Below are 12,859 nucleotides of genomic sequence, written 5' to 3'. Positions count from 1 at the left end.
GGGCAATTAAACGCGGTCCCAGTCGATTGATGCCACCCACGGGCTGGTGAAGAGATCAGCCACTAGCGCGCGCCTCGAGCCTGTGGGGCGGGTGGTTAACGACCGGCGCATTCGGAGCATTGCGGGTAGATGCCCGCAGCGGCTCGGATTTCGGGCGGGACTGGTGGCCCCGCGACAGGACCGTACGCAGCCGAGCAGCCAGGCCCGGAGCACAGGACAATCTCGCCCCCCACGTGCCAATGAGCATATAGTACGACCATGCGCATCAGGGCAAAATTCTGCACGCCATGCCGGATCGAAAGCCGTTTCCTTATCTCCCGGTTCTGCTGCTCCATCGCGCTAGTGGTTGCCCGCTTCCATTCACCTCCAGCGATCTGGCGAGCCGACAGGAAGTAGTTGGTTATGAGCTCCCAGTTCTTGGTGAGGCGCTTGTTGAATGCGACCATATCCTGGGTGTGGGAAAAGGGCGCCGTCCTCGCATGAAAGCGGTTCAGCCAGATCATGGCGTCGCCAAGCGCTTCACTGCTATAGAATTTGAGGAAATCATAGCGGCCCCAGTACGCCCGGCTGAGCAAGGGAAACCGGCGCAAGATCGGCTTCAGGTCGCGCACCAGATCAAATTCGCGCTGGGGCTTTTTCGGATATCGCCGCCACCTGCACTTCTTTGGGTCCACGGCCATCATGGCAGGCTTCAGATCCCAAAGCGTTTTCGCCATCTCCTTTCGCCCCGATTTGCGGAGCCTGTCGATCTCGCTGTTGATCTGCCGGGATAGCACTCGCTGATAATGCTCAATGACGTGCCACTTGTCCGCGACGCGAAGAGACCGGCCCAGTCGCAGTTCGCCGACGCTCGTGTTGCTCTTGTGGAGATCGGCAACGAACACCTCCACCCTCGCCTCTTCCACGTTATCACGGACCCAAGCTCTGATAGGTGAGGCCTCGATCGTTTCGAGAAAACCAATCGGTATGCCCGTGTGGGCATCGCCGATCACCATATACTCCTTCCCATAGAGCTTGACGCCATCCATGGAGAGAACGCGCGGCGTGGGGAACTTGTGGTTGGCCCATAGCCTCACAGCGAGATCGTGCGCGATGTTCCACAGGGTGCCTGCTGGCACGCCCGTTTCCTTCTGGACAAGCGCGAGAGGCTTCTTGGTGATGGCGTCGAGAACATGCTCGTAGAGGCGGTGCGTCATGTTGTAGCGCTCGTGGATGTCGGGGCCTCGCTCGGAGAAGGTGCGAGCTTTTCCCGTCCCCTTGCACACGAGACATTCGAAGCGGCGCCGACGCACACGAAGCTGTACCGGGCGCGTGCGGGGCAGATCGAAGATCTCCATCGCTCCGTCGCTATGGAAGCCCCGGCTCTGAATCCGGCCATGTGGCCCGCAAACCGGGCATGGCGCCCGGGAGCTCAGCGTCACGTCGAAGATTTGCCAGTGCGAGGTCGGATAGGACCGGTCGATCTGGAAGCTGGAGGGTAAGAAGTGAGCGCTCATGCCCCTTGATTGACGAGCGCCGGTTAAATCTCGGTAGATGAAGCGGCTGTGAGCGCGTCGGAAGAGTGCCTGCCATCTCTAGCAGATTTATGCCCCTCAAAATCAAAACCCGCGCCGGCTGACGAAGCTTAGGCTTGCCCCAGCATGAGTCTCATTATCGATCACGGCAAAATCGAATCGCTTGATTTGCGCATATATTTGTTGAAACCTTCAAGGAGCAGTTCGGGGGAGCAGGCGTTGTGAGAAGGTCGCACTGCAATAACCGCTTCTTTACTTACATTTGGCTAGGGAACGGCCGTTCGGCCTCGGGCGTTGGTATAACGCTTGGGGCGTTTCGTCGTCTCCCCAGTTGCGTTTTTTGCCCGTGCTGAGTATGGCGCGCGCGATCGAGGAGGTTGGCGCGGGCGCTGACAGGAAAGAATCGGTGCTTTTATGAATGAGGTTGCAGCTACAGTTGGAGCGATCCTGCTTGGCTTTCTTGCCATCATTCTGCTCACTGTTTTTCTTAGTGTCCTGAAGGCCGGGCCCTCTGAGGTTTCCCATTTACGCCGCAAAGACTACGGGCTGAAGCCTTGGATGTCTGGCGAAATGCGAAAGGCCACCAAGGGCGCCACCATGCGTGAATTAGAGGGCATCGAGATGAAGGCATCTCGGGGTCGCCTTGTGCACGCCAGAAAGACTCGCGCGCCATCGCCTGAGCTGCTTTAGTCGCGTCCTCGCGTCGGGGGGCGCGCAAGTTTGAGCCAGGCTCCGGCCAATCAGTTACCATATTCTTTTCCTCAGTCAGGCCCAGCTCCATGGGTCGCGGCTCAGAAGAGCTATGTTGGCTGGATACCGGTGGTATCCGGTCATTTGTCGTTCGGCGTCGTCGATGGCCGTGGAAAATGCCATGCGGTTAACCAACACTGTGACCATCAGGGTACGAGAGTCATTGTCGCCCACGAAGCGCGCTCAGCCGAAGATTTTCCACTGCCAGGCGGATTGGTTGGGCTTTTTCGACGATCAGTGACGCAGGACTTCCTGATTGCCGCCAACACCGCGCGAGCCAAGACGCCCTACCTCAAAGACGCCCAGCCCCATTTCAGGGATGAGGCCAATGGGGTTTTGGTCGGTGAGGTCATTGTGCTGCCGCGCGATAGCGACAAGGAGACCAAGCGGACCCTGAAAGAGCTGTTGAACACAGTTCATCAGGCAATGGATGAGCAACAGCAGGCCCATCCCGCGCAGGCGTCCGGGGCAATGGAGAGGTTGCCGTCGGAGATCCTCAACGAAATCGAAGCGAAGCGAGACCTCATCGCCTGCTATCGGATCAAATTTGCGATATTCAGAACCGGTGAAGTGCGGCTCTGGTATGACTGGAACGACTTCCTCGGGAGAGATTCAATCGCCGAGCCGGCGGATCGGTATGAGCAAATTGTCGGCGACGTCCTTCCAGCCCAAGCCTACTATTTTTTGAAGGACGTCTTCCATTTCCACTATCATCATGATCCGCGGACCGATCAGCTCCTGGATTTGACGTCCCTCGGAAATCAAGCCTCCGCACTCAACACAGACGTCGAGTGGAGGATAGACACTCTCAGAGGTTTGGCAAAAGTCGTAGTCGAATATCGCCAGTCTCCTCGTCCCGACAGCAATAAGAAAGCCCTGGGAGTGCTCGCTTATGCCGATGCCTTCCAATCGCTTTTGGCGAGGGTCAAGAGAGCCACCGACCTCAACGCTGGGTTTCTCCCCATCGACGACGTCATCCTATACGACTTTGATCACTCGAGAGATTCTATCGAAGCCCTCGATGCTTTGTCCGAGACACGGCGCAGCGGCCATCTCCAGCTCTTTGGAATATTGATAGGTGTGATCTTATCGGCATTGGCCCTTTGGGCCGGCGCCGTTCAAATTCAGCCCATTCTATGCGGTGACTCGCGTGCCAATGCCGCGATCTGTCCGCCGACGCGCCCAGGCATCACGACCGATCTTATCAATTGGGTGGTCGCAAATCCGCTTGGGTTTGTCGTCGTACTGACGATGGCGGGTTTCCTGGCCTATATTTTCCTGTTTCGCGGCGTCACCAATGTGCCGCTCGCTAAGCCGATCTTGCGCTTCGTGCGGCTCATGTCAGCTGCTCTTGGTGCAGAGGTCGCCAAGCGAAGCAGGGCCGACCGCGTAGGTTACTACGCACAGCTCGCATTCCTAGGTGCTTTGGTCGGTTTTATTGGATGGGCAGCCTACCAGCTCACGCCGAAGAACGTCGTTCCTCCGGTCGCCGAGCGGAAGTCTGATGCGGCTCAAGGCCCGTGGGCTTCACTTGAAGGTGCAGTGGGCCGGTTACCGCGCGACAGCGGTTTGTTTACATCCAGCGTGGTCGCACCCCAAATCAGAGACATGTTGGGCGGAGATTACGAGGAGTTTTTGCGGAGCATGGCCGTTCAGTCTGTGTTGCGGCGACGTGGACCGACACTGTGGGCTCTCGGCACTCGGGCGCGGGATAGTCAGGACGGAGCCTACCTGCTGATGGATCAACGCACCCGGCAGATAGAAGTAGGTGTACGCAAAGACGGAAAACTTAGCATCTATCGGAGCACGGGACGCATATTGTTCAAACCGGGCGACGTCCAAAAATTCGTTGGCGGGGCCGCCGCTGACATCGGTCCGTTCCCTATCGAAACGTCGGTTTGCAGATCTAACGTTGGCAGGGGAGCCAACAGCACGATGCAGCTCTCGGGTGCCCTGCGCGGCATCGAAGGGTGCGAATATCGGCTCCAGCTACGCCAAGGACAAATCGTCTCTTTCTCGCCAGCGAGCGCCCGCGGCTTAGACGTGTCATTGGTAACGGCTGGGGAGACTGAACCCCTGTCAGGCCAGAGACTGATCCAGAAGGACGGAACTTACAGCCTGAAAGTGTCTTGGCAGAGGTCTGGTGGGCCAGGCGACGAGTTGCGTCCGCTGAGGCCTTTCTACGCTCGAATCGGCATCCGATAAGTCGCCACGGAACATATCCGTAAGAATATCGACACGCTCAAGGGGCGAGCAGAACGCGGATGCTTTCAGCCGCAATTAGCACTCTGCCGCCAACCTTGCTGATCTCCAGCTTTTCGCGATTGATAAGATTGTTGATCGTTCCGCGGCTGACGCCCAGGATCGCCATCGCTTCCTTAATGGAAACGGTCAGCACATCAGGTGCTAGGCCCATTCGACGAGGTGCTGCTTTTTCCAACTCAACAGGCTTTATGACAGGCTGCGAGTCGCGTTTGGGAAGATCCGAACTGCCGGCGTTGGGTTTGACTTCCGGGATGGTCGTCTTGGCCGGCAACACCAAGCCGTGGCACTCCGCAGCGGTGTGAACCGACCTTTCGTCAAATCGAATACCGATGATGCTGCGAGCCGGACCTTTGCCGCCCTGACCCAGCCGCACGCTACCTCCGGCAAAGACATCGGACACCTTGTCCTCCGTCACGATCTGCTCCCAGATGTGACGAGGAATGCGGCTGTCGCGCACCGTGGCTTCGTTCTCGGCGATTACGCGCGCATAGCCTTTGATGAGTCCGGCTGCCGCCAAATCGGTAAGGAGTTGCTCGGCATCGACGCCCACATCCGCGTCTTCTAGCAACTTCAGGGCAGCATGAGGCGGAATTGGTTTGAAAGCGCTCAATGGTCGTTCCACGGCTGGATAAAGCGATGGACCCATGTGATCGGCAATCGTGAAAATTGCCCTTCCGGCACGCACAAATGTCCAAGATTGTTCACCGATGTTCATCGGCGACAAAGCAAGCCCGTGGGAACTTGTGTGGGAACAGAAATCGGGCGATGAGGTATTTCGCCCTAATTTCAATATAATAGAAAAAGGAAATGGTGGAGCCGAGGGGGATCGAACCCCTGACCTCTACACTGCCAGTGTAGCGCTCTCCCAGCTGAGCTACGGCCCCAATCATTTGTTCGCGACGGATGGGCCCGTCGCGGCGAGGCGCTGCCTTTATGTCAGGCCCCGCCCCGCTGCAAGTCCAATTTCATTAGTGCGCTGTCGTTAACGCGCACTTAGCGATGGCTCAGTTTTCCTCGTCGCCATCGTCGGCCGCATCGACGCCGAGATCGTCGTCGCCGCCCAGGTCGACGTCATTGTCCGGCGAGCCTTCCGCGTCATCGACATCGACGTCGATGTCGAGATCATCGTCGGCATCCGCCACCACTTCGGCCACGGCCGCGACCTTGACTTCCTCGAAGGGCAGCGGCTGCTTGGACTTGAGCACCGGCTCGGGCGTCCAGACATTGCCGCACTCGATGCAGGTGACCGGCTCGTCCTTGCCGAGATCATAGAAGCGCGTCGCGCATTTGGGACAGGTCCGCTTCGTTCCCCATTCAGGCTTCACCATGTGCTGCCTCATAACCTTCCAGATGAAATGAAAACGCGCGCGGAAAGGGAGCCTTGCCGCGAAGTGTCGGGCGCCTTGCCATAGCGGATCGGCGCTGTCAAAAGCAGTCCGCCATTTTTCTTCCGCCCGCTCGTGCGCCTGTTCGCTGACGTGGTGATTCAATTTCCGGACCGCAAGCCCATGACTGACATTGCGCGCAACATGCTCTTCGAGCCTGGCGCCCCCTTGCGCGGCACGGTGAGCGTGCCGGGCGACAAGAGCATTTCCCATCGATCGCTGATGCTGTCCGCGCTCGCGGTCGGCGAAAGCCGGGTCTCCGGCCTGCTCGAAGGCGAGGATGTGCTGGCTACGGCGGCGGCCATGCGCGCGCTCGGCGCCAGCATCGAGCGCACGGACGACGGCATCTGGCATATCCACGGCGTCGGCGTCGGATCGCTGGTCCAGCCCGGCACGGCGCTCGACATGGGCAATAGCGGCACCTCGACCCGCCTGCTGATGGGACTGCTCGCCAGCCATGCCGTCACCGCGACCTTTGTCGGCGACGCGTCGCTCAGCAAGCGGCCGATGGGCCGGGTCACAACGCCGCTGGGCCTGATGGGCGCGGCGTTCATGACTGCGCCGGGCGGGCGCCTGCCGCTCACGATGCGCGGGCTCGTGCCGGCCGTGCCGATCGAATATCGCCTGCCGGTCGCCTCCGCGCAGGTGAAGTCGGCCGTGCTGCTGGCCGGCCTCAATGCGCCGGGCATCACCCGCGTGATCGAGCCGATCCCCACGCGCGATCATAGCGAGCGCATGCTGAAGGGCTTCGGCGCGGAGCTGACGGTGGAGACCGAGGCGGACGGCACGCGGATCATCTCCATCCGCGGCGAAGCGGACCTGAAGCCGCAGACACTGACCGTCCCCGGCGATCCCTCCTCCGCCGCGTTCCCGATCGTCGCCGCGCTGATCACGCCCGGATCGGAGGTGACCGTGACCAATGTCGGCATGAACCCGACTCGCACCGGCCTCTTCCGGATGCTCCAGGCGATGGGCGCGGACCTGACCATCACCAATGCACGCGAGGTGGGCGGCGAACCGGTCGCCGATCTGGTCGCGCGGCACAGCGTGCTGACCGGCATTGACGTGCCCGCCGACGTCGCGCCGAGCATGATCGACGAATTCCCGATCTTCTTCGTCGCGGCGGCCTGCGCGCAAGGGGTGACGCGGACCAGCGGGCTCGACGAGTTGCGCGTCAAGGAGTCGGACCGCCTCGCGCTCATGGCCAGGGGCCTCGCGCGCATCGGCGTCTCGGTCGAAGAGCTTGAGGATGGCCTCGTCATCACCGGTCGTGGCGGCGACCCGCTCGGCGGCGGTAACAGCCCGCCAACGATCGCGGCCGAGCTGGACCACCGGATCGCGATGAGCTTCGCCATTGCCGGCCTCAACACGCGCGGTGGCCTGATCATCGACGACATGAGCCCGGTGGCGACGAGCTTTCCCGGTTTCGTGGACATGATGGCCAGCCTCAAGGGCGGCGCATGACCATCGACCTCCCCAACATTGTCGGCCTGCTCGGCAGCGCCCTGATGGTCATCGCCTATGGCTACTCGAACATCGCCCGGCAGATGAACTTCCGCCTGTTCAACCTGCTGAACCTCGTCGGGGCGCTCATGCTGATCGCATCGCTCACCGTTCATTTCAACATGGCCTCCATGGCGCTGGAGATCGTCTGGGCGATGATCGCCCTGTTCGGCCTGATAACGGCCTGGCGGAAACGCGCATGATCATCGCGGTCGATGGGCCGGCGGCCTCCGGCAAGGGCACGATCGCGCGCGCGCTGGCCGCGCATTATCATCTGCCGCTGCTGGACACGGGCCTGCTCTATCGCGCCGTGGGCGTCAGCGTGGCGCTAGCCGGCGGCGACCCGGACGATCCGCAGGATGCCGAGCGCGCCTGTGCCTTTCCGGACAGCCTGCTCGACGATCCCGCGCTGCGCTCGGAAGAGGCGGGCCCGCTGGCGAGCCGCGTCTCGCGCCATCCCGGCGTCCGCGCCGCCTTGCTCGATCGCCAGCGCGCCTTCGCCGATCAGCCCGGCGGCGCGGTGCTCGACGGGCGCGACATCGGAACCGTCATCGCGCCGCATGCGGACGCCAAGCTCTACGTCACCGCGAGCGTCGCCGTGCGCGCGCAGCGTCGTCATGCCGAGCTCCCCGGCACGACGCTGGAGGCGATCGCCGCCGATATCGAGGCGCGCGATGCGCGTGACATGGGCCGCGCCGATGCGCCGCTCATGCAGGCGACGGATGCGGACTTGCTTGATACGAGCGATTTGAGTATAGGCGCGGCCGTTCAGAGCGCGATTGCGCTGGTGGATGCCCGCCTGAAAGACCGCTAGAACCGGTCCGGCCGAGGCGCTTCGCGATGCGGAGCGCCCATTTTGCTTTCCAGCAAAGCGCATCTCATTAGCCCTCTCGCGTGACGGACGCTCGTGCGGCATCCGGCCGTCCGGGCAGTTTGGCCAAAGACCACCGGAGACAACCGGTTGGCCAGCAACGACTTGAAGGAACGATCTTTTATGGCCTCTACGGCAAACCCCACGCGCGATGATTTTGCCGCGCTTCTCAACGAATCTCTTGGTGGTGCGGACGGCGGCTTCGAAGGCCGCGTGGTCAAGGGCACCGTCACCGCGATCGAGAACGACATGGTCGTCATCGACGTCGGCCTGAAGAGCGAGGGCCGCGTCGCCCTGCGCGAATTCGCCGCTCCCGGCATGAAGGCCGAGCTCAATGTCGGTGACGAAGTCGAGGTCTATGTCGACCGCGTCGAGAACAGCAATGGCGAGGCCATGCTGTCGCGCGATCGCGCCCGCCGCGAAGCCGCCTGGGACAAGCTCGAATCCGAGTTCACCGAGAATGCCCGTGTCGAGGGCGTCATCTTCGGCCGCGTCAAGGGCGGCTTTACCGTCGATCTCGACGGCGCCGTGGCCTTCCTGCCCGGCTCGCAGGTCGACATCCGCCCCGTGCGCGACGTCACGCCGCTCATGGACATTCCGCAGCCCTTCCAGATCCTCAAGATGGATCGCCGCCGCGGCAACATCGTGGTGTCGCGCCGCGCCATCCTGGAAGAGACCCGCGCCGAGCAGCGCAGCGGCCTCATCCAGACGCTGGCCGAGGGTCAGATCATCGACGGCGTGGTCAAGAACATCACCGATTATGGTGCGTTCGTCGACCTGGGCGGCATCGATGGCCTGCTGCACGTCACCGACCTCAGCTACAAGCGCATCAACCACCCGAGCGAGATGATCAACATCGGCGACACCGTCCGTGTCCAGATCATCCGCATCAACCGCGACACGCAGCGCATCAGCCTCGGCATGAAGCAGCTCGAGAGCGATCCGTGGGAAGGCGCCGCCGCCAAGTATCCGGTCGGCGCGAAGCTTTCGGGCCGCGTCACGAACATCACCGAATATGGTGCCTTCGTCGAGCTGGAGCCGGGCATCGAGGGTCTGGTCCACGTATCCGAGATGAGCTGGACCAAGAAGAACGTCCATCCCGGCAAGATCGTCTCGACCTCGCAGGAAGTCGACGTCATCGTGCTCGAGGTGGATGCCGAGAAGCGTCGCATCAGCCTAGGCCTCAAGCAGGCGATCTCCAATCCGTGGGATAGCTTCGCCGAGCGTCACCCGGTCGGTTCGGTCGTCGAGGGCGAAGTCAAGAACGCCACCGAGTTCGGTCTGTTCATCGGCCTGGACGGCGACGTCGACGGCATGGTCCACATGTCCGACATCGCCTGGGGCATTTCGGGCGAGGACGCGCTCAACCTGCATCGCAAGGGCGAGATGGTGAAGGCCATCGTGCTCGACGTCGATGTCGAGAAGGAGCGCATCAGCCTCGGCATGAAGCAGCTCGAGAAGGGCGCGCCGGCTGCCGGCTCCGTGGGTCGCTCGGGTGGTGCCGGCGTCAACAAGAACGAGACGGTTACCGTCACCGTGCTTGAAGTGCGCGACGGCGGCCTGGAGGTCCAGGCGGGCGACGACGGCGTCACCGGCTTCATCAAGCGCAGCGACCTTGGCCGCGACCGCGACGAACAGCGTCCGGACCGCTTCCAGGTCGGCCAGAAGTTCGACGCGATGGTGATCGGTTTCGACCGTTCCAAGAAGCCGAACTTCTCGGTCAAGGCGCTCCAGATCGCCGAAGAGAAGCAGGCCGTGGCACAGTATGGTTCGTCCGACAGCGGCGCGTCGCTGGGCGACATCCTGGGCGAAGCGCTCAAGGCCAAGAACTGATTTCGACCGGCATTTGCCGGAGAAACTGAGGGGCCGGTCGATCCTGGATCGACCGGCCCTTTTCATTATGCCCGTTCTCTCGCGATTCCGCTTGCTTTGGCCTTCGCCTGTGGCAAATCGCATTTGTCACGGTTGTGTAAAATTCGGGGGAATCAGAGCACTACCGCTGACTCCAAGGGGCAGGCTTCGGCCAAATCGGAAAGATTGCAGAGATGATTCGTTCGCAGCTCGTGCAGAAACTGGCAGTGCTTCATCCAGACCTCAGCCTTCAGGAGGTCGACCGCATCGTCGATATCGTGTTCGATTCGATCGGTGGGCGTCTGGCGGAAGGCGGGCGCGTGGAATTGCGCGGTTTCGGCGCATTCACGACGCGCTCGCGGGAAGGCCGCACCGGGCGCAATCCGCGCACCGGATCGGCCGTGGTGGTGCCGCCCAAGCGGGTGCCGCACTTCAAGCCGGGCAAGGAAATGCGCGTTCGCCTGAACGCCGGTTGATGTGCTGCGGCGAGGCGTTCGGGGGGACGCCTCGCCAAAGGCTCTGGAACCGGACTGCCCGGCATGGCATGGCCCCCTGGCTGGCGGATATCGTGCCGGCGGCGCCCCGTGCGGACGTGGCGAAATCGGTAGACGCAGCAGACTTAAAATCTGCTTCTCCCTGAGAGTGCGGGTTCGAGTCCCGCCGTCCGCACCACGCCGCCAGACATTGGCATCGACCGGACGGCCCCCATATCAGCGCAATGAAGATCTACACCATCGGTTATGAGGGAGCGACGCAGGCGGATTTCATCGCCGCGCTGACGGACGCGGGCGTGCGCCGCGTGGCCGATGTCCGTGCGGTCCCCCTCTCCCGCCGCCCCGGCTTCTCCAAGAATGTCCTGGCCGCCAGCCTGCGCGAGGCGGGCATCGATTATATCGGCTACAAGGCGCTGGGCACACCGCCGGAAGGCCGCGAAGCGGCGCGCAAGGGCAATCATGCCAGGTTGGCGGAGGTGTATGCGGGACAGCTCGACTTGCCCGAGGCGATGGTCCAGGCCGCGCAGCTCATCGATTGCGCCCGGGAAGCGCCGACCGCCCTGCTCTGCTTCGAGCGGGAGCCGGGCGGCTGCCACCGCTCGCTGCTGATCGAGGCGGTGATGCCCGAGGCGCAGGTCGTCCATCTCTTCGCCTGAGAGCCATTGCCGATCATCGGCGCACATCCTAGACCGCTTGGCATGCGAGCGAGGACGAGCGGAAGACCGAAGGCGGGCCGGGCATGGCGTAGCCTCGCATTGGCTGGGCTGCTGGGGGCAGCGGCCTGCGACGTCCAGCCAAACGACAGCCCGGTGAAGGTCGACGTCATCGGCCACGCCGAGCAGGCCGCCTCGCCCTTGCGCGACAGCAATGCCCCGGCTGCAAAGGTGGTGCTCGGGGCGGTGGCGCAGGGTCTGCTCAGCTACGACGGCAGAGGCGAGATCGTCGATGCACTGGCCGAGAGCTGGATCGTCGAGGATGGCGGCCAGAGCTATATCTTCCGCCTGAAGCGGCTGCATTGGCCGGATGGCGAGCTGGTCAAGGCCGAGGAGGTCGCCCGTCTGCTGCGTGAACGGATGCGCGCCAACCCGCTTTCATTGGCCGGCCTGAAGCCTGAGGTACGCGCGATGACCGATCGCGTGATCGAGATCCGGCTCGATGTCGCTCTGCCCGCGTTCCTGCAGCTGCTGGCGCAGCCGCAATTCGGCATCCTGTCCCGTGCCGGCGGAACCGGTCCCTATCTGTCATCCGGCAAGGCGGGCCTAATCGCACTGAAACCGATCTCCGGCAGCCAGCTTGAGGGGGAGGAGGCACGCGAGCCCAAGTCCGTCGAGCAGCGGCTGCTGGAGGTGAACCGGGGGGCATTGGCAATCGTTCGCTTCAAGGCGGGGCAGACCGACCTGGTGCTGGGCGGCCGTTTCCAGCATTTGCGTCTGGTGCCGGCGGCGGGCCTGACATTCGGCGATCTGCGGGTTGATCCGGTATCCGGCCTGCTGGGCCTTGCGTTCACCGGCTCTTCGGATTTTCTGCAGGACATCACAATCCGGGACGCGCTCTCGCGCGTCGTCGATCGCGCGGCCTTTGCCGCAGCGCTTGGCCTTCAGGGTTGGCACACGGCGGACACGCCTCTGCCCGCGCCGCTGGAACTCGACCGGCCGCCGAGCGTACCGGCCTGGTCGGGGCAGCCCATGGCGGACCGGATCGCCAGCGCACGGCAGATCGTGGCCCGCTGGACGGCGTCGCAGGGCGATCCGCCGGTGCTGCGCATCGCCCTGCCCGAAGGCGCCGGGGCCAGCCTGTTGTTCGTTCGTCTCGCGCGCGACTTCAGCCAGATCGGTGTCCGCGTCGATCGGGTGCCGATCGATGCGCCGGCAGACCTGCGCCTGATCGACGAGGTGGCGCCATTCGACAGCGCGCTCTGGTATTTGAGCCGTCTCGATTGTGCGGCGAAAAGCCTGTGCGATCCTGCCGCCTCGAAGCTGCTGGCCTCGGCGCGCGGCGCACATGACGAAGCGGAGCAAAGCCGCTTGCTTGGCGAAGCGGAGCAGAAGATCGTCGCTTATGTCGGCTATATTCCGCTCGGCGCGCCGATCCGCTGGGCACTGGCCGGCAAGCGGCTGAGCGGCTTTCAGGCGTCGCCGCGTGGCATCCATCCATTGAACCGGCTCATTATCGTCCCCAATTAGATGGTCCTGGCGGAAGGGTCCGCCCGGAAAAGGACCGATTGCT

At 62.7% G+C, this 12,859-nt stretch carries 12 protein-coding genes and 2 tRNA genes; 10 read left to right on the top strand and 4 right to left on the bottom strand.

What is annotated here, in order from left to right; all coding sequences use genetic code 11:
* Positions 1–95: 95 nt before the first annotated feature.
* Positions 96–1,496, bottom strand: coding sequence for a transposase (locus tag KK488_RS01115; protein WP_214621288.1), 1,401 nt, complete (start codon positions 1,494–1,496; stop codon positions 96–98).
* A gap of 432 nt (positions 1,497–1,928) precedes the next feature.
* On the opposite strand from KK488_RS01115, the gene KK488_RS01110 reads away from it, so the two are divergent.
* Both KK488_RS01110 and KK488_RS01105 read left to right on the top strand, forming a co-directional pair.
* Positions 1,929–2,204 (top strand): hypothetical protein, encoded by a 276-nt coding sequence (locus tag KK488_RS01110; RefSeq protein ID WP_214621287.1) that lies wholly within the window; start codon positions 1,929–1,931, stop codon positions 2,202–2,204.
* Positions 2,205–2,501: 297 nt separating this feature from the next.
* Entirely contained in the window at positions 2,502–4,469 is a 1,968-nt protein-coding gene (locus KK488_RS01105; RefSeq protein WP_214621286.1) for an Ivy family c-type lysozyme inhibitor, read from the top strand.
* Positions 4,470–4,506: 37 nt separating this feature from the next.
* Here KK488_RS01105 and KK488_RS01100 read toward each other — a convergent pair whose 3' ends face one another.
* The 3 genes from KK488_RS01100 to KK488_RS01090 all read right to left on the bottom strand — a co-directional run bounded on the left by KK488_RS01100 (position 4,507) and on the right by KK488_RS01090 (position 5,857).
* A complete protein-coding gene (locus KK488_RS01100) occupies positions 4,507–5,244 on the bottom strand; it encodes a helix-turn-helix domain-containing protein (protein ID WP_214621285.1) in 738 nt (245 codons plus the stop codon).
* Between the two features lie 93 nt (positions 5,245–5,337).
* A tRNA-Ala gene (locus KK488_RS01095) sits at positions 5,338–5,413 on the bottom strand.
* A 120-nt stretch (positions 5,414–5,533) separates the two neighbouring features.
* Positions 5,534–5,857: a TIGR02300 family protein gene (locus tag KK488_RS01090; RefSeq protein ID WP_214621284.1), complete on the bottom strand. Its 324-nt coding sequence runs from the start codon at positions 5,855–5,857 to the stop codon at positions 5,534–5,536.
* A 180-nt stretch (positions 5,858–6,037) separates the two neighbouring features.
* On the opposite strand from KK488_RS01090, the gene aroA reads away from it, so the two are divergent.
* From aroA to KK488_RS01050, 8 genes are all read left to right on the top strand, one after another.
* Complete coding sequence (gene aroA / locus KK488_RS01085) at positions 6,038–7,378, top strand: 3-phosphoshikimate 1-carboxyvinyltransferase (RefSeq protein ID WP_214621283.1); 1,341 nt, start codon at positions 6,038–6,040, stop codon at positions 7,376–7,378.
* Positions 7,375–7,620, top strand: coding sequence for a CBU_0592 family membrane protein (locus KK488_RS01080; RefSeq protein ID WP_214621282.1), 246 nt, complete (start codon positions 7,375–7,377; stop codon positions 7,618–7,620). The genes aroA and KK488_RS01080 overlap by 4 nt, the downstream gene beginning before the upstream one ends.
* On the top strand, positions 7,617–8,231 hold the full coding sequence (locus KK488_RS01075; RefSeq protein WP_214621281.1) for a (d)CMP kinase: 615 nt from the start codon (positions 7,617–7,619) through the stop codon (positions 8,229–8,231). The genes KK488_RS01080 and KK488_RS01075 overlap by 4 nt, the downstream gene beginning before the upstream one ends.
* Positions 8,232–8,411: 180 nt before the next feature.
* Positions 8,412–10,121 (top strand): 30S ribosomal protein S1, encoded by a 1,710-nt coding sequence (gene rpsA / locus KK488_RS01070; protein ID WP_214621280.1) that lies wholly within the window; start codon positions 8,412–8,414, stop codon positions 10,119–10,121.
* Positions 10,122–10,333: 212 nt separating this feature from the next.
* The gene (locus tag KK488_RS01065) at positions 10,334–10,615 is read left to right on the top strand and encodes an HU family DNA-binding protein (protein ID WP_214621279.1); all 282 of its coding nucleotides are present in this window, start codon (positions 10,334–10,336) and stop codon (positions 10,613–10,615) included.
* 110 nt (positions 10,616–10,725) lie between these two features.
* Positions 10,726–10,811: transfer RNA gene (locus tag KK488_RS01060), tRNA-Leu, on the top strand.
* A gap of 46 nt (positions 10,812–10,857) precedes the next feature.
* Positions 10,858–11,289, top strand: coding sequence for a DUF488 domain-containing protein (locus KK488_RS01055; protein WP_214621278.1), 432 nt, complete (start codon positions 10,858–10,860; stop codon positions 11,287–11,289).
* Positions 11,290–11,331: 42 nt separating this feature from the next.
* On the top strand, positions 11,332–12,816 hold the full coding sequence (locus KK488_RS01050; protein ID WP_214621277.1) for an ABC transporter substrate-binding protein: 1,485 nt from the start codon (positions 11,332–11,334) through the stop codon (positions 12,814–12,816).
* Positions 12,817–12,859: the final 43 nt, after the last annotated feature.

This window comes from Sphingobium nicotianae (assembly GCF_018603885.1).
Classification (GTDB): domain Bacteria; phylum Pseudomonadota; class Alphaproteobacteria; order Sphingomonadales; family Sphingomonadaceae; genus Sphingobium; species Sphingobium nicotianae.
The sequence above is the reverse complement of the archived record's forward strand: the minus strand, read 5'-3'. Positions and strand labels throughout refer to the sequence as shown.